At 47.4% G+C, this 16,685-nt stretch carries 17 protein-coding genes; 7 read left to right on the top strand and 10 right to left on the bottom strand.

Going from position 1 to position 16,685, the window contains the following annotated elements; translation table 11 throughout:
* Positions 1-1,281: DNA polymerase IV (locus V7723_RS16005; protein ID WP_335685493.1), on the top strand; the 1,281-nt coding region annotated here is incomplete at its 5' end.
* Positions 1,282-1,291: 10 nt separating this feature from the next.
* Here V7723_RS16005 and V7723_RS16010 read toward each other — a convergent pair.
* From V7723_RS16010 to V7723_RS16020, 3 genes are all read right to left on the bottom strand, one after another.
* Positions 1,292-2,395, bottom strand: a complete 1,104-nt coding sequence (locus V7723_RS16010) for a M48 family metallopeptidase (RefSeq protein ID WP_335685494.1) — start codon at positions 2,393-2,395, stop codon at positions 1,292-1,294.
* Entirely contained in the window at positions 2,396-3,628 is a 1,233-nt protein-coding gene (locus tag V7723_RS16015; protein ID WP_335685495.1) for a YjgN family protein, read from the bottom strand.
* A gap of 63 nt (positions 3,629-3,691) precedes the next feature.
* Complete coding sequence (locus tag V7723_RS16020; protein ID WP_335685496.1) at positions 3,692-4,507, bottom strand: EipB family protein; 816 nt, start codon at positions 4,505-4,507, stop codon at positions 3,692-3,694.
* Between the two features lie 356 nt (positions 4,508-4,863).
* Between V7723_RS16020 and V7723_RS16025 the strand changes: the two genes are divergently transcribed.
* Positions 4,864-5,565, top strand: a complete 702-nt coding sequence (locus V7723_RS16025) for a GGDEF domain-containing protein (protein WP_335685497.1) — start codon at positions 4,864-4,866, stop codon at positions 5,563-5,565.
* 40 nt (positions 5,566-5,605) lie between these two features.
* Here V7723_RS16025 and V7723_RS16030 read toward each other — a convergent pair whose 3' ends face one another.
* Positions 5,606-6,850, bottom strand: coding sequence for an adenylate/guanylate cyclase domain-containing protein (locus V7723_RS16030; RefSeq protein WP_335685498.1), 1,245 nt, complete (start codon positions 6,848-6,850; stop codon positions 5,606-5,608).
* Positions 6,851-7,049: 199 nt separating this feature from the next.
* On the opposite strand from V7723_RS16030, the gene V7723_RS16035 reads away from it, so the two are divergent.
* The 5 genes from V7723_RS16035 to V7723_RS16055 all read left to right on the top strand — a co-directional run bounded on the left by V7723_RS16035 (position 7,050) and on the right by V7723_RS16055 (position 13,157).
* The gene (locus tag V7723_RS16035; RefSeq protein WP_335685499.1) at positions 7,050-8,525 is read left to right on the top strand and encodes an aldehyde dehydrogenase family protein; all 1,476 of its coding nucleotides are present in this window, start codon (positions 7,050-7,052) and stop codon (positions 8,523-8,525) included.
* A 31-nt stretch (positions 8,526-8,556) separates the two neighbouring features.
* Complete coding sequence (locus V7723_RS16040) at positions 8,557-9,024, top strand: RidA family protein (protein WP_335685500.1); 468 nt, start codon at positions 8,557-8,559, stop codon at positions 9,022-9,024.
* Positions 9,025-9,138: 114 nt separating this feature from the next.
* Positions 9,139-10,287: a GNAT family N-acetyltransferase gene (locus V7723_RS16045; RefSeq protein WP_335685501.1), complete on the top strand. Its 1,149-nt coding sequence runs from the start codon at positions 9,139-9,141 to the stop codon at positions 10,285-10,287.
* Between the two features lie 148 nt (positions 10,288-10,435).
* The gene (locus V7723_RS16050) at positions 10,436-11,539 is read left to right on the top strand and encodes a ferritin-like domain-containing protein (RefSeq protein WP_443024244.1); all 1,104 of its coding nucleotides are present in this window, start codon (positions 10,436-10,438) and stop codon (positions 11,537-11,539) included.
* Positions 11,540-11,654: 115 nt separating this feature from the next.
* Positions 11,655-13,157 carry a flavin-containing monooxygenase gene (locus V7723_RS16055; RefSeq protein ID WP_335685503.1) on the top strand — a complete coding sequence of 501 codons (1,503 nt, stop codon included), beginning with the start codon at positions 11,655-11,657 and terminating at the stop codon, positions 13,155-13,157.
* Between the two features lie 32 nt (positions 13,158-13,189).
* On the opposite strand, the gene V7723_RS16060 is transcribed toward V7723_RS16055, so the two are convergent.
* From V7723_RS16060 to V7723_RS16085, 6 genes are all read right to left on the bottom strand, one after another.
* Complete coding sequence (locus V7723_RS16060) at positions 13,190-13,870, bottom strand: alternative oxidase (protein ID WP_335685504.1); 681 nt, start codon at positions 13,868-13,870, stop codon at positions 13,190-13,192.
* Between the two features lies 1 nt (position 13,871).
* Positions 13,872-14,150 carry a DUF1971 domain-containing protein gene (locus tag V7723_RS16065; RefSeq protein WP_335685505.1) on the bottom strand — a complete coding sequence of 93 codons (279 nt, stop codon included), beginning with the start codon at positions 14,148-14,150 and terminating at the stop codon, positions 13,872-13,874.
* A complete protein-coding gene (locus V7723_RS16070) occupies positions 14,150-14,599 on the bottom strand; it encodes a group III truncated hemoglobin (protein WP_335685506.1) in 450 nt (149 codons plus the stop codon). The genes V7723_RS16065 and V7723_RS16070 overlap by 1 nt, the downstream gene beginning before the upstream one ends.
* A complete protein-coding gene (locus tag V7723_RS16075; protein ID WP_335685507.1) occupies positions 14,596-15,039 on the bottom strand; it encodes an Rrf2 family transcriptional regulator in 444 nt (147 codons plus the stop codon). Before V7723_RS16075 ends, V7723_RS16070 begins: the two co-directional genes overlap by 4 nt.
* Before the next feature lie 76 nt (positions 15,040-15,115).
* Positions 15,116-15,526, bottom strand: a complete 411-nt coding sequence (locus tag V7723_RS16080) for a VOC family protein (protein WP_335685508.1) — start codon at positions 15,524-15,526, stop codon at positions 15,116-15,118.
* 112 nt (positions 15,527-15,638) lie between these two features.
* The gene (locus V7723_RS16085; RefSeq protein ID WP_335685509.1) at positions 15,639-16,562 is read right to left on the bottom strand and encodes a glutathione S-transferase family protein; all 924 of its coding nucleotides are present in this window, start codon (positions 16,560-16,562) and stop codon (positions 15,639-15,641) included.
* Positions 16,563-16,685 lie beyond the last annotated feature (123 nt).

The raw sequence follows: 16,685 nt of genomic DNA on the forward strand, positions 1-16,685 counted from the left end.
GGTGCTCTTTGCCGTCAATGCCTACAGACAATTATCGAGAAAAGTTTATCTGCAGTAACTCGTTGCCCGACCTGCCGCTCACCGAAAGTACTCAAGCATCCTGAGTTATTTGAGCTTTCTCTCGCCCATGTGGATTGCGATGCTTTTTATGCGGCGGTTGAAAAACGAGATAACCCGGACCTCAATGCGCATCCCCTAATTATTGCCTATGATGGTGCCCGCAGTGTTGTATCAACCTGTTGTTATATCGCCCGCATGTCTGGTGTCCGGTCTGCCATGCCGCTATTCAAAGCAAAGAAATTGTGCCCAACTGCAAATATTGTTGCGCCACAAATGCAAAAATATGCGGCAGCGAGCAAGGAGATTCATGCATTATTCCAACGGCTAACCCCGGATATCGAGCCCCTTTCGCTGGATGAAGCCTTTTTGGACCTCTCCGGCACAGAAAGCCTGCATCATCGCTCAGCTGCCCAATCCATGGCGTGGCTAGCCCGGGAAATCGAAAAAACGATCGGCATCACTGTTTCCGTTGGTCTCAGTTACAATAAATACCTCGCCAAACTGGCTTCTGATCTCGACAAACCAAACGGATTTGCGGTAATTGGTCGACAGGAAGCGCTTGAATTCTTGAGCAGCCGTCCTGTCAGTGATATTTGGGGTGTCGGTAAGGCCCTCAATCGAAAGCTGGCATCTGCCGGTATAACCAGCATAGGCCAACTACAGCATCGAGAGGAAACCGACCTGGTAGTACGTTATGGCGTAATGGGCAGCCGCCTCTATCATCTTTCCCGGGGCCAAGACAGCCGGATTGTCAAGGCTGGACAGCGGGCCAAAAGTATCTCAGCCGAAACAACTTTCAGTACAGACATCTCTGATCCAGCAACGTTACTTGTACGCCTCTGGCCCTTATGTGAAAAAGTATCAAAACGCCTAAAAGCCTCAAACAAGGCAGGCAAAACCATAACGTTGAAATTAAAAACCGGAGATTTCAAGACGCTGACGCGAAGCCACACTCTTCCCCACCCGACGCAATTAGCGGAAACCTTGTACCGTGAAATCAAACCGCTGCTTGAAAAATCAATTCCCGGAAGAAATTTTCGGCTTATAGGTGTTGGTATCAGCAGCTTCGGCGCAATAGATGACGCGGACAAACCGGATCTCTTGACCTCTCAAAACAATGATCGGGACAAAAAAGTTGAAGCCGCAATCGACAAAGTGCGTGCCAAATTCGGAGATACGGTTATTGGGAAAGGCCGTGGGGTAAAGTCAAAAAAGGAGTAATTTCCTCTATCTACTGGCACATTTTTCGCACGTGATCCCATGCTTCTTGACGCATTGCAGCACCCCCAGTCTCGCCTGCAGCCTTTATCAAAGCTAGACGCTCTTCTATTCCGGGGTGCGTCTCAAAAAATGCAAAACCATAGCCTTCACTTTTATTGCTTTCGTGAATCTTCTTAAGAAACCCAGTCATCGGCGAAACATCAAACCCGGACGATTGCATAAGCAAAACAGCCATTTCATCCGCTTCTGTTTCCAAATCTCGGCTATAAGTCGAACTCACAGCCATTTGACCAAGGGTTGCCAACGCAACGCCGCCAGACACATCTCCCACCATCAAGCTGAAAATTGTCGCAACGCCTGTGCTTAAAACAAAGCTTTTCATTGGATGGCGAAATTTGGCATGCGCTAATTCATGGGCCAAAACTCCGGAGAAACCGTTCGCATCATCGGCCAGATCAAGCAAACCGGAGAAAACCAAAATCTTGCCGCCAGGAAGTGCGAACGCGTTTGCCATAGGAGATTTAAGCACTGTTACTTGCAAATTTTGAACTTCTTCCCCGGAACTAGCGTTCAGCGTTTGCAGAACTTTAACAATCTCACGTTCGCCCCGTGGGTCGCGGCAAATGATAGCTTCTGCGGTGCTGTTCTGCTTACTGGCGATAGTATCAATTAAAAAGTTCTTCGTCTGTTCACCAATATCTTCGCGCAGCTGATCTGGAATAATCCAGGCAATCTGTGTGGTAAGAACGGGCAATACAACCGTAAAGATAAGAATTATCGACGCGATCGCCCCTCCGCCCCAAAAAAGATATGGTTTCCACCAGCCGGCCATCGGTGGGCGGGATTTGTGAAGTCGAGAACATCTTGCTTTTATTTCGCGGATAAAATCGAGATTAACGACAATCAAACGTGCAGCATCGTTGCCAGAGACAGATAGTCGAAGCTCTCCTGATGACGGGCCCGCGTTTTCATCGCGCAACGAAGCCAAGTTCCAATTACCTAAAGGCGCCCCTGTGTCTGAGACTATTCTCAGTGCATCATTCACAATTTCAACTGAAACCAATTGAGCTTTGGCTGTTTTGCCGTCAAAAAGGTGAGCTAGTATAGTTGTCATTTAGAAAGCACCCACATCCAATGCGTCGGCGAACCCTTCCCCGTATTTTGGAGACTTTCTAGCAGATGCTGCCGCGTGCTCAAAGGCTTCAATATTTGAAATTTCGATGGATTTGCATACGGCTTCTACCAGAGGGACAATCAAGAATAGCATTTTTATAATATCATACGCGATATATGCGATCAAGAATCCAATCATCAAGATGAAGATCCCAGCATCACTTGCGAGGATCAATAAGTAATAAATTGCAGCCGCAAATCCGAAATACCCAACGAACCCAAGCACCAGCAGTAACAAGAATATGGATAATATTGATCGTATGGTGAGGGTCGATGAAAACCGGGCCGTTGCAAAATTTGTCTTTTCAACGAGATACCTGAATTCCCATACCCGAACCGCGAATGCTAGGACACTCAATGTCAGAAAAACCACCAACCCACCGATTCCCATAATCCAACCCGCATATGGGTCACTTGAGAAGACATCTTCATTCAATATCGGTGTTGCTTCTGCAGAAAGCCCGAAGGCATCCACCGAATACAAATAAAACCCAAATATACCGAGAACGATCTGGGTGACCAGAATTGCCGGCCAGTATATTTGAAAAAGCCCTTTTGCCGTTCCTTGATAGGTAAACCAGGTATCACCGAATTGTGTGTTATTCAGTTGATAATTCAATCTGAATGCCTGCTGCCAGGGATATGCCCATCCGAGTGTTACCACCGTTGCGATGGTCCAAAGCAGGACATAGGACGCATACTTAAAACCACTACCGGTCAGGAAAAATCGAATGCCGCGCCATGACGTTCGGGACAGCCGGTAACGCCATAAGCGATATCGCGCAAACTGCCAAAAAAAGTACAAAAAGACGAAGTTCATAACTTGCCCTACCACAAGAGGATCGGGACCAGCTACTGCCAGTAAGTCTGTAATCAATCCTGCAGCCAGCATAATTGGCATCAGAATAATCATGGCAATTAGGAAACCGATAAACAATTCCTTGGCGCGCCCAATATATTCCAGGCGGTCATTTTGAATACTCACACCGTGCCACAAGATTCGCCTGACGTGCGTCTTCGCCCAAAATCGATATATTCCTAAGGTCAATAAGCTGAATATCTTGTTCTTGATCAAGCGTATCAATAGCTGCTTGCGGGATATGGAAAAATGTATCTCTGAGTTTTCCTGCCCGCCATCACTGCGGGTGAAATCAAGCTCTGCCGTCGATGCCATATTTATGTCCGTTAATGCTGTCGATTATTCAATCAGTTTGACTGCTGGCGCAGCCATCCAATCTTATGAACATTTTTCGGGTTCTAGAAAGGAGAAGTCCGACATTTTTCCACTCAAGGAAAAATCCTGATATTTCAAGCGAAGATCTGTTGCGACACCATTTTCGAACATTTTCATACCGACTTCATAATCCGGTTCATTCATTTGTTCCCGTAAATCAAAAAACGACAATTGCAACGGCCAATATGTTTGATCTTTCAATTCCGTAAGAACTTCAGAAGGGTTAGTAAATGATTTGCGTTTTCCGATAACAGCCAAAGTATCAGAAAGACCTTCAGCGCCATTACCATCAAAAACTTTGGCCGATAAAAGATTTTGGCCCGATAAGGCCGCTTCGATAATTGTCCGGGTATGTTCCGCCGGGAATACAACGGTCACCGGTAGTTCCATGTCGTCTTGCTCGGGGTCAGAAAACGTTACTGAAGCTTTGCCCTGATGTCGCTGAGCTACGCCACTATATTTATCAATTTGCTGTCCGTTCAGCCGGTTGGACATATCAAATCTCATGATATTGCCCTCCTTATCTTCCCAAGTAGAAAGATTATAATCGGAAACAATCGTACCGCCTTCTATATTGACCATTTCAAGCACCATACGCTGATTCATAATCATGCCTTCACATTGCTGCTCAAGTCTTAAGACTATGCGACCTCGTACAGCTTCAATAACGCTATTGGCTGATAATTCTTCTAATTTCAAATCATAAACCGCTTGATGCGAGGCCAACTGTAAAGGTGCTGCTGTAAGTGGTGCTATCCACGCAAGTAAATTTGCAATGCCAGCCAGCAGGAGAATTTTTGGTTTTGTTATTTTGATCATGGCGCCAATCTCATAAAACTATGACGAACTATTCCCCATAAAAGCTCTACAACCTTCAGTACTAACTTCCCGGCGGAATATCTGTGAAGATATAATGGCAGAAATAAAGTTAAAACAAAGTGCCCCGGTACGTTTATTCCCTATTTTCGGCAAATAATTCCTCTTCAGTTTTGGAAGAGCATTAGGCATATCAACCGGCCGAACCATTAATACATTGTATATAAACGGGTTTTAGAGATTTCCAAAAAAAATCGAAATCATGGCATAAAAATTGCTTGAGTAAGCGTAACAACAGTAAAAATTGATCTTTCGGTGCGGGAATAAAAACGCCCCGCCTGTAGGATGAGGAGAAATAAATGTCTGCAAATATGTCTGCTTTACCTGCTTCAAGTCCTGGCCTAACGTTTGGTGTCGAACAAGATGTATCTTTTCACCTGGAAGACTTGGCCACAAAAATAAAGAATACGCCGCAAAATAATTCCAATCCACAGTATTGGCAGACGATCAACCGGGTCATAGCGTACGCGGCAAGTGCAGAACAACATATCTCAGAGCAACAAGCTCGCATTCGCGAATTGGAAGAACTTTCCTCGACTGACGAACTAACCGGTCTACCTAATCGTCGGGGTCTGCACGAGTTTATGGGCCGCATGCTCTCAATTTCCCGGCGGCACGACGAACAAGGCGTTCTTGCATTCCTCGATTTGGACGACTTCAAGACCATAAATGATCACTATGGTCATGATACCGGAGACCGACTTTTGAATGTGTTTGCCAAGGCCCTGAAATCTAGTTTGCGTGATTCTGATTTCGTCGCCCGCATTGGCGGCGATGAATTCGTCTTTGTCCTCGTGCGCAGTTCTGAGCAGGACGGGATTAGTCGGGCACGAGCCATTCAGCAGCAAATTGGATCCAGCTTCATAACAGCACAGGGCAAAGAACTTACATTAAAGGCAAGTCTGGGCATCACTGCTTTTAATGGCGAATCTACCCTCGCCCAGCTTTTAAGATCTGCAGATCTAGACATGTATAAAGATAAACGCGCCCGCAAAATTTAGCCTAACTGAAGCGTTGGCCGTCGGAGTAAAACTTGCCCAATTACCCGAGTAAAAACAACTCAATCGGTTCGCGCACACCACGAAGCGCGTGGAAACCACAGGACTTAAACTCCTGCTTGCACCCCACTGCAGCTTTCACAAATTCACCAGAAGCCAAAAAGTCAGTCTCCAGCGTGTCACAAAGGACCTCGATACGGCTGACCTCATTTACCGCTGGTCCAATTACCGTAAAATCTAGCCGGGTTTCTGACCCGACATTTCCATACATGACATCGCCAATATGAACGGCGATATCGAGCGCCATGGTCGGCTCGCCATTGGCCTCCCGCTCGCCATTCAAAACCCGAACGCCTTCTTTCATTTGATTAACCGCCTGCAAAGCCGTATCACATATGGCGGGAACATTCTGATCTGTTAGCGAAAATGTCGCCAAGATCCCATCCCCCATAAATTTAAGAATTTCACCGCCTGCCTTCTCAATAGGACTGGCCATATGATCAAGGTAGAGGTCAAGCATTTCCACCAATTCAGTTTGCGGCATGGTGTCCGAGAGTTTGGTAAAACCCTTTAAATCCGCATATATCAACACCGCATTAATGCTCTCCACCGAGCCACGGTGTACCTGTCCAGACAACACCTTCCGCGCGGTATCTTTGCCAATGTAGGTTTCCAATACCGATCTTGCAGTTCGAAAAGAAGCGATGCTCCGCACCGCCAGCGCAAACAAGGGAACAGCCCGGTGTAAGATCGAGTACTCTTCTTCGGTAAACCCTCCCGGACGATCGGATGCCCAGCTGGTGATCAAGCCGGCGTTATCCCGTTGGTCATCGAAATCCCAGCCGAAATCAAATACCTGGCAGAACCAATCAGTCATGCCTTCATCTCGAAATTCCACAAGCACCGGAAAATCCAGTTCAGTTTCTGATTCAAGTTTTCTGTGCAGGAAATTGATATTGTTGGATAACATAAAGAAAAATGGACTCGAAAACCAACCCTCGCCTGGAACATCTGTATGTAAAACATTGGTGTTCAAAACCAATCCCTCGCCGCGGCGCCAAGTGTACATGAAGGCGCTCACTTGCGGATGAATGGCACTCAGCGCGATATTACCACGTTTGAGCTTAATCCCCAGTTCGGACAACCGCTCACAAAACTCAGTAAATAAATCCCGCACAACATTGCCCGTCATGCCTTTGTCAATCAACCAGGCAAACAACTCTTCCTGAGGATTTTGTGCTGGAAAATGTGCGCATTCGACGTAAGGATTTTTGATGTTAACACCCATTGAATCACTTGATTGAAGAGGACCACCCACTTCTATATAAGTCGATAATACTCGCTGTTAAGAATAAAATAAAAAAAATCTGACGACGGTATCTATTGAGGCCCAAATGGGCATGTTCACCATCGGATTTGGAGGCTGGTTCTTGACGTTATCTCATGATAGAGATTGGTGACGCACATAACAAGAGGCAGTTACACCCATGGCAGATAAGATCAAAAAATACTGGCAGCATTACATTAATGGAAACTGGGTGGATGGATTGGATGGAGATCGGATCTCCATCGAGAACCCGGCCACGGCAACAGAGATTGCTGAAGTAACCCGCGCCAAAGCAAATGACATAGATCTGGCTGTCAGTGCGGCTCGGGCATGCTTCGAAAGCCGAGAACTTTATAATATGCGGCCAACCAACCGTGGCCTTTTAATGTTTGAAATTGCCCGCCACCTGACGGAAATGGCAGATGATATTGCTCTGACCGAATGCCTCGACAACGGCAAGACAGTCGCGGGCGGCAAAAATGAGGCCATGGCGGCTGCGCGCTATTTCACGTATTACGGCGGCTTGGCAGACAAACTTGAAGGTAGAATGATTCCGTTAGGGGCCGATTATCTGGATTACACAATTCCCAGTCCGTACGGCGTCTCCGCTCAAATTGTACCCTGGAATTTTCCCTTACAAATCGCGGCACGTTCCGTTGCTTGTGCATTGGCAACAGCCAATACAGTGGTTTTGAAATCTCCAGAACTTTCCCCTCTCTCCACCTTTTTCATCGCCGAGGCTTGTCATCGTGCAGGCGTCCCAGCGGGGGCCATAAATATCCTTTGTGGATATGGTCATGATTGTGGGGCGGAGTTGGTGTCCCATTCGGATATTGATCATATTGTTTTCACTGGATCCGTCGCGACGGGCCAATCCATTTTGCGTGCGGCAGCCGACCGGGTTATTCCCTGCATCATGGAACTGGGAGGGAAATCCGCCGGTATTCTATTCGAGGATGCCGATGTAGATCAGGCGGTAAAGTCTACTGCCAGCGGAATCTTTTCTCATGCAGGACAAGTTTGCTCTGCCCAATCGCGTCTAATTATTCCGACAAAAATGCAGGACGAAGTTATTGAAAAGCTGGTGGCAAAAGCTAATAGTCTTTCCATTGGCCCCGGCATAGATGGACATGATCTAACGCCTGTTATTTCCGGACAACAAGCGGAAAAAATAGAAGGCATGTGCCTGGCTGCCGCTCAGGCGGGTGCAGAAGCTGTTGCTGGCGGTCAACGACGCGATGATATGGCTGGTCATTTTATCGAACCAACGGTATTCGCCAATGTATCTCCTGACATGACAATCGCCCGAGAGGAAGTATTCGGACCCGTTTTGACTATTCTAACCTACGACGATGCGGATGAGGCCATTGCGCTAGCGAATGGGACGGATTATGGTCTTTGCGCTGGCGTTTATACCAGGGATTTAAATACGGCGCATTGGGCTGCAGATCGACTCTCCGCTGGTCAGGTTTTTGTGAATGAATGGTTTGCCGGCGGCATCGAAACACCGTTTGGTGGAACAAAAAGGTCCGGCTATGGCCGAGAAAAAGGTCAAGAAGCCCTACAGAATTATGTACAGACTAAAAATGTTGGCATTCGCGTAACAGCGGGTGGCGGCGGCCGTCCCGGCGGTTAAGTCATTCTAATAAATAAGATAGGATAGAAATATGTCAGGTAGAATTGATGCTCGACTCGCTGAAATTGGCGTCGAAATTCCAGTCGCGGCCACACCCGCCGCAAATTACGTTCCGTATGTGGTTAGTGGCAATTTGGTCTTCGTTTCTGGTCAGGTTCCGTTCGTAAATGGTGAGTTGCAGTATCAAGGCAAAGTCGGTGCTGATTTTGATACAGACACGGCTATCAAATGCGCCCGAGTATGCGCCTTGAATATTCTGGCACAAGTCAAGGCAGCCTGCGGCGGAGACCTCGATCGTGTCGTGAAATGTGTCAAGCTTGGCGGTTTTGTAAATTGTATCGATGGATATGGCGAACAACCAAAAGTCATTAACGGTGCCTCTGACCTGATGGTAGAGATTTTTGATGACAAAGGACGCCATGCCCGTTTTGCCGTCGGTACGAATGCTCTGCCCATGAATGTAGCCGTTGAAATTGACGCGGTTTTCGAAATTTCCTAACCAGAATGTTTTTATAGAATTCTGTCTCGGTTCACGCCACTATGCTTTCAGGGGAAATTTCGGAACCGAGACGTCGTTTCTTTGGGACGATGTGACAAAAAAATAGAGTATTGAATGTCTGACGCCCTCACGATCAAAACCCTGAAATCAATTTCTGAAGTAACTGAAGATGACTGGAATGGCTGTCTGGAGACGGATCACCCATTCGTCACGCACCAATTTCTCAAGGCACTTGAAAACAGCGGTTCCGTTACGGCTGAAACGGGATGGATGCCGTATCATCTGATACTGGAGCAAGACAAGAAAGTTGTTGGCGTCGCCCCTATGTATGTCAAAGGGCATAGCCAGGGCGAATATGTATTTGATTACAGTTGGGCACATGCGTATGAGCGTGCGGGCGGAAAATACTATCCAAAATTGCAATTATCCGTCCCCTTCTCTCCCGTTACCGGTCCCCGCTTACTTGTGCCCCCCGGTCCCGATCAACAGACACGTCAACGCGCACTTTTACAAGGAGCGCAACAGGTTGCCAGTGAATTAGGCTTATCTTCTGTTCATTTGACTTTTCTCACCGAAATCGAAAAATCTTTGATGGAAGAGGCCGGTTTCCTTATTCGCGCAGGTGAGCAATTTCATTGGGTTAATAACGAGTATCCAGATTTCGACGCCTTTCTAGCCCAGCTATCCTCGCGAAAACGGAAGGCAATTAAAAAGGAACGTATCGGCGCAACAGAAACAGGTCTTGAATTTGAAACAGTAAGTGGCGCGGAAATTAGCGAGGTTCATTGGGACGCCTTCTTTAACTTTTACATTGATACGGGCAGCCGGAAATGGGGCACCCCCTATCTTAATCGCGCCTTTTTCAGCTTGCTCAGCGCATCACTTGGTGATGCAATTGTCCTATTCATGGTCAAGCGTGACGGGCATTATATAGCCGGAGCTCTCAATCTGAAAAGCAGTGATTGCCTGTATGGGCGATATTGGGGATGCGTTGAAGATCATCGGTTTTTGCATTTTGAGACCTGTTACTACCGGGCAATCGAGTATGCCATTGATCACGGCATTAAACGCGTAGAAGCCGGTGCACAAGGACCGCATAAACTTGCCCGAGGATATCTGCCAACAAAGACCCATTCCGCGCATTGGTTGCGAGACCCAGGATTTCATGACGCGGTGGCCGATTTCTTGGTCGCCGAAACGCGTGAAATCGATGCGGAGTTGAATTACCTATCTGAGCATTCCCCTTTCCGTCAGCAAAAATAAGATCAATTGCGACCAATTTTTGAGCACTCATAGGGAAATCCGAGGTTGAATTATTCTCAATTTTGGTGTATAACATTATTGACGTTTACGTAAACGTAAAGGCAAGCCGTAAAAGATGCTGCCGCCCAAAAAAGATGAAGGGATGACGATGACCGACCATATTACCCATGATCCGATTTACAATACGGCCCACCGCGATGATTTCCCCGGTATGATGAATGTTGATCGATACAGCGCCCGTACAGATGCGTTCGATGCGATCATTTCAGCCACCCATGATCATTTCTGGGATCCGATGGATACAGCCTATCTGGATTTCTCCAGCCCGTTTGATCTGAAAAACGAATATTTGATGCCTCGGGAAACTTTCCCGGAACTGCAAAGTGCCGTTGCTGATAAGTTGAACGAGGGTCAGCAGATCCATCTTGCTAACGAAAGTACAAGATGGAGCCTTTCCGGCATTTTGCACGGTGAGCAAGGTGCCCTGAGCCTGAGCGCTGGCTTATGCCATATTCTCGTTGATCCAGGTGCACAAGAATATGCCTCTAACCAGACTCGCGAAGAAGCTCGACATGTCACAGCCTTTAGTCGTTACATACATACTCGCTGGGGAAAGCCCTACCCTGTAGGCGAAGCGCTCGGCGGGTTGCTGACAGAGCTTGTCGGCGCTGAAGAAGTCTATAAAAAGCTTGTCGGCATGCAAATGCTGGTCGAAGGTTTGGCCATGGGTGCTTTCGCGAATTTTCACGCGAAGACCAGTGACCCACTCCTCAAACGTTTGACGCAATTGGTTATGACGGATGAAGCGTTTCACCATAAGTTCGGTAAAATCTGGGCCGACAAAACCATTCCCAAATTAGGAACGGAAGAACATAATCGCGTTGAAGACTGGGCAGCGCAATGCTTCGAAACCGTATTATTCAATCTGATTAATATTCGGCAGAAGCAGGTAATCTATGAGCAGTTTGGCCTAGAGTGGGAGTGGGTGCGCGATGCGTGTCGCGAAGTCTTTACCGACAAGGATCGCCGGGATACGCTCAAAGAATCGACTAATATCTTTCGTGTCCTTATCAAGACACTGGTGAATTCTGGTATTATTACGGAGCGCACTCGGCCCATTTACTCTCACTGGGTAGATATGGATCAAATGGAAGGCGAGAATGAAGACATGATCGGCTATGCCATCGCCGACGAAGGGATCGAATATCTCAAAACTATTAATCGGGGCCGCAAAGTAATCGGCCAAAAATAGATACCTCCCTGCCCGTGTTTTAGATTATAATTTTTTTGGATCTGAAGCTCGGGCCTAGGGGCCTCTCCAATAGCAATAATAATTAACCGCCCTTGACGGCGACTATGAGGACACGATGAATATCGCGACAGACATCAGCAAAACCGCGGACCAAGCTATCGAACATTTCGATGTGTTGATTGTTGGAGCAGGCATATCTGGTATTGATGCCGCGTATCATCTTCAAAAAGATTGCCCGGGAAAATCCTTCACACTTGTGGACAGTCAGGAGACCTTTGGCGGCACCTGGAGTACCCACAAGTATCCGGGAATTCGCTCAGATAGCGACCTTTTCACTTTCGGTTATAAATGGAAACCGTGGATTGGTGCGCCCATAGCAACAGCGGAAGAGATTCTAAAATACCTCGATGAATGCCTGGATGAGAATGACATACGCCGCCATATCCAGTTTCAGCGCGAAGTAAAAACAGCAAGCTGGTCTAGCGAAAATAAATGCTGGACGGTTGAGTTGTTCTGCAAAGATACCGGCGATGTGCAGCATTTAACCTGTAATTTCCTATGGATGTGTCAGGGATATTATCGCCACTCAGAGGGATATACTCCAAATTTTCCGGGAATGGATCGTTTTAAAGGCGACATTATTCACCCTCAAACATGGCCTGAAGGACTTAATTACAAAGACAAGAAAGTTGTTGTTATTGGCTCAGGCGCTACGGCGGCAACTTTGATACCAGCCATGGCGAAGGACTGCGCACATATTACGATGCTGCAACGCTCGCCTACCTACTTCTTTGCGGCGCCTAACCGGAATGATGTCGCCGATATGCTGAGGGAATTGGAGGTGCCCGATGAATGGACACATGAAATCGCCCGACGCAAAGTCCTTTCCGATCAGAAATTGATTACCCATCGCTCGTTTAATGATTCAGATGCCCTAAGAAACGAACTGATCACGGGCGCCAAGCAGTATTTGGGTGAAGATTTCGATGTCGAAGCCCATTTTACACCGAGCTACCGCCCTTGGCGACAGCGGTTGGCATTTGTACCGGACGGTGATTTATTCCGAGCCATAAAATCTGGTGATGCCTCTGTTGTGACCGATCAAATCGACACCTTCACAGAAAAGGGAATTTTGCTGAAATCCGGCGACGAACTGGAAGCTGATATCATTATTACTGCGACCGGATTTAACATGAATGCGCTGGGAGATGTGGCTTTTTCCGTCGATGGAGAAGATTTCGATTTCTCGAAAAGCTGGGCGCATCGCGGCATCCTGTTTTCAGATATTCCCAATATGGCCTGGGTCTTCGGCTATTTGCGGACAAGTTGGACCATGCGCTCTAACTTGGTTGCTGATTTTGTTGCGCGCCTATTGAACCATATGGACGAAAAAGGGGTCACAATGGTCACGCCCCGTCTCCGCAAGGAAGATGAGGATATGCCTGAGTTACCACTTGTTGATCCAGAAAACTTCAATGCCGGCTACCTGATGCGCCATATGCATATCATGCCAAAACAAGGCGACCGGCAACCATGGATCTTCAGTCAAGACTATTATTCTGAAAAAGATGAAATTCCAACTGCTGATTTAGAAGACGGAACCCTCGAATACAAATAACGCGCCGTCCATTCTGACAAAGACAAGGGCTTTTAATCAACTGCTATATTGTGGTCCGGGTGGCGTGCGAGCAATTTTTCAACGAAGCCGTGATTAACATCCCGGTGTTCGGCTTCGTCGGCCCGGATAACGAGAATGACATCGCGCAACCGCGCATCTTGAGGTAACTGCCAGTAATCAATGGCAATTTGCGGCGCCGGTACATTTTCCTGCCGACCCGCATCAATTTCCGCCAAGTACTGCGTATAGCTTGTGACTGCTTCTTCCTCAAAATAGCCGACAACTCGATGCGCTGTTGCCGGGCTCAACAGATACAAGAAGAAATAAAAATTATAAAAGATGATTTGCGTCAGAACGATAACGAGACGTTCTGTCCGGCTCGGTTGAGCGATCTCAACAAATGTCATCAAATGCATGCGTTCATTTTCCGCTTCATCCAAAAGAATCTTGATCCAACCCTGATCATCGCGGATATGGCGCAAAGCTGATAAATGCTGCCAAAGCCCACCAACCATCCCCGGTACTGCCGCGACAGTTTCCAGAACGACGGCTCGATGACCGTATCTTTTTGCAAAAAACCTGTCCGCAAAAAACCGAAGCATTTTCACAAAACCTAAAGCGACCCGATCCCGAAAAGTGATAGGGTCGACATGACGGTTTATGACTGGTGTTGCGTGAGCCTTATCTGGCCGATTTATAGTCTCAGATAACATTTTAACCTCGATAGAATTCAACTTTGAAGGTGACCGGTTGTGTCACTTGCACATGATGGCGGACAGTCGGTTCGATGATGGCGTGATTTCCCGGTTGGAGAGATGTTGCAACTGGCACCGGCGCTTCTAGAACGAAATTTAACCCGCCCGTCAACACACATAATTTTCCCCATACACCCGGTTTAGTCTCGTGTGCGGCCTGCAGCGAATTTGGCACTGTCTTTTCCGTAAAAACTGGTGTTTCACTGTATTTCGTGAGATGTTGAAAAGGGTCTGCCATTATCCTGCTTCCTTCTCTATGCCGGGATACCCAAACATGGAAAGTTGCAGGCTTTCCGCGATACGTTCCGCGCGCTCCATAAAATAAGGAACGACTTCGGGCGTCGGCGCTGTTTCTTCGAGTGTATGGCGAAACAATGCAAGCCATATCTGGAAGTGATTCTGTGTGACATTATTCGACAGTTTGTTATGGACAACCACCGGCTTCCCATTATAGCGACCACTATTCATTGCGACCGAAGACCAAAAATCTTTCATCTTCGCCAGATGAGGCGTCCAGTTATTGCCAATTTTCGCAGCAAAAATAGGGCCGATATGCTCATCTGCACGAACGGCCGTATAAAAGGTTTCAACGAGTTCTGATATGTAGGCATCATCAATGCCCATTTGTGCCGCCGCCTCTTGAATTTCGCGCCGACGTTCCTCCGCACTTCGAACAACAAAGGTCATTGCGCAGCCTCCGATTTAAGTAGTTTCCAAAGTTGTGAGTTGTCCGCAACAAGATTTTCAACCGTGTATTGATCAAGAACGTCGAGAAAAGCTTCGACGGCCTGACGCAAGACGGATGTCAATCTACAAGCCGCGGTTATGCGACATGTTCCGTCGCGCCCCGCGAAGCATTCAACAAGCGCAAAGTCTCCTTCAATATGACGAACAATCGTGCCGACATTGATGCGCCCGGCGGGATACCCCAATCGTAAACCACCGGCTCTTCCACGAACTGTGTCGATATAACCCAAGCGCCCCAGCGTTTGAGCAATTTTCATCAAGTGATTTTTGGAAATTCCGTAATGCTCAGAAACTTCCGCAATGGTTACGAGCGTTCCCGGATTAACCGCAAGATGCATTAAGAGCCGCAAGGCATAGTCTGTTTGAGTATTCAGGCGCATGGCTTTTCCTTTAAAGATGCATATTATATACATCTTTAAATTCAGCGTTTCAAGGTTCTATTTTGAGAAATTTAGGTTAATCGTCGTTAGGCCCAACCCAGCCATACGGATTATAGGCAATTTCCCAAAGATGACCGTCAGGATCGGCAAAATAGCCATGATAACCACCCCAGTGGGCTTTTTGCGGGGATTTTATTTCTGTTGCTCCGGCCGCCAAAGCTTCCGCCATCATCACGTCGACCTCCCCTTCTGTTGGTACATTATGACAGAAGTTGAAACCGCTATAACCGCTCCCCTCAGGCGACAAGGTTGCATCCTCTGCCAATGCCGCGCGACCGCAAAGTCCCAACCATGTCCCATTCAAATCAAAAAAAGCGACAGTAGGTGGCGAGTCAATCATCGGCAATCCCAATCCGCCTCGATAGAAATTGATGGATCTCTCCAGATCTTCGACGGCAAGCGATACCATGCTTATTCTCGGTTTCATATTTTCCTCTTCCGCAATTCGTTCATGATATGTTCTATATCATGAATAGAAATATAAGGCGAGAGATTGAGTGGGCTGCTGTCCGTCTGGCAACAGCCCCGCAAAGTTTTAACTAGACCGCGCGGATCGTATATCCGAGCCTCGGAAAATGCACACAAACTTGTCCGACTTGCGGATCATCCCGGAGCAAAGATATCCTTTCCAAGGTCAATTTCTGAAGATCTCCAGTCACAGCCGATCCTCCGCCGACCGGCTCGACGCTTACCTTCATGCCAAGCGACAAGCCCAGAGGATCGTTGGGATCGATAAAAGAAGGGGTTTGTGGTGTCGATCCCTTGGCGATATGGAGAGCCTCTTCGTCGCTCATTTCCTCATTCGGGCCATGGCCGATATATCTAATCCGTTGTTCCCATTGCACCAAATGTTCGAATTGTCCCAGAAACACGTCCCCTTCTGCCATGCGATCTCGCAGAAACCAAACAAGATAATAAGCAAGTGCATCCGCCAATCCAGGCGTTGATCCAGACAGGTAGCTATTTGTTTTCAAATTGGTATTAATCCAGTCGAATTGGATGCGAACATTGGCTAAACAATCAAGGTATTTTTCGCGAATATCTTCAAGTGAAAAATCTGGCCCAAAATACAGGGGACCGCGATCGGCCAGAAATTCTGGAGGCATATTGGGGCTCATTTCCACCAGAGCAACGGTTACAACATCTTGAAACAACGGCCCGTCGGTCCACTTACTTAACCCCCAGGACATTCCTTCGTCTTGGTTAGGAAATAAACTTGGTTCGGGAAAACGGATCTCCAGTTCGCGAAGGATACAGCTGGTATCACAATAGATATCAGCCCCGACCTGCATCACCGGCGTCAGGCGGTAACCACCGGTCAAGGGCATAAGGTTTGGTTTGGGTGGCAACCTTGGAATAATCACGGACTGCCAGCTTAACCCCTTGAAGCCCAAGACAACTCGTATTTTTTCCGTAACCGGAGATTGCGGATAGTGATGAAGGATAATTTGATCGTTGCTCACTTGGCTACTCCCATAAAACCTGCGCAGCTCTTATGGACCATCAATTTTCGGGTGTGTCTAGGCATATTGTTTAAATTTCAGCTAGCTGAATGAGTGCATCTCCTGCGTAGATAGAGTTACCGC

It is taken from the genome of Sneathiella sp., from assembly GCF_036960985.1.
In the GTDB taxonomy this organism is placed as follows: Bacteria; Pseudomonadota; Alphaproteobacteria; order Sneathiellales; family Sneathiellaceae; genus Sneathiella.